The sequence below is a fragment of the Gilvimarinus gilvus genome (assembly GCF_030518155.1).
In the GTDB taxonomy this organism is placed as follows: domain Bacteria; phylum Pseudomonadota; class Gammaproteobacteria; order Pseudomonadales; family Cellvibrionaceae; genus Gilvimarinus; species Gilvimarinus gilvus.
Genome location: NZ_JAULRU010000017.1, coordinates 1 through 478 on the forward strand (window position 1 = coordinate 1; position 478 = coordinate 478).

Sequence of the window (478 nt, forward strand, 5' to 3'; positions counted from 1 at the left end):
AGTGGGCAGCGCGTTGCCTTCCACGTCCACGACTTGCCTCACCGACGCCGGGGCGTCGAGCAATGCCTGAGGCAGCTCGGCAATCTGGTTGTCGCGCAGATCGGCATACTCCAGGCGCGCGCACCATTGCAGGCCTGAAGGCATGCTGGTCAGCCCGGTACGCCGCAAGCGCAGCCGCTGCAGCCGGCGCAGCCCAGACACATCCAACTGTAGAGCGCCCAGCGGGTTGTCGTTCAGGTCCAGCCGGCGCAAATTGACGCAGCGCAACAACGCAGCCACCTGCCCGGCGCTGGGGCGGATGCGGTTGTTGCGCAGTATCAGCTGGTTCAGCTCGGGCATCCCTTCAAGGCCCTCGGGTAGCTCACGCAAGGCATTGTCGCTCAGGTCGAGCGTGCGCAGGTGCCGGAAGCAGCTCAGGAAACCAGGGGGCAGCGCAGGAACGTGCAAACCTGCCAGTGTCAGTTCTGCCACATGGCCA

Annotated in this window: 1 protein-coding gene; it reads right to left on the reverse strand. The window is 65.5% G+C overall.

Going from position 1 to position 478, the window contains the following annotated elements; genetic code table 11:
- Positions 1 to 478 (reverse strand): leucine-rich repeat domain-containing protein (locus tag QWI17_RS00080; protein WP_302720474.1); only part of this gene is annotated, 478 nt, incomplete at both ends.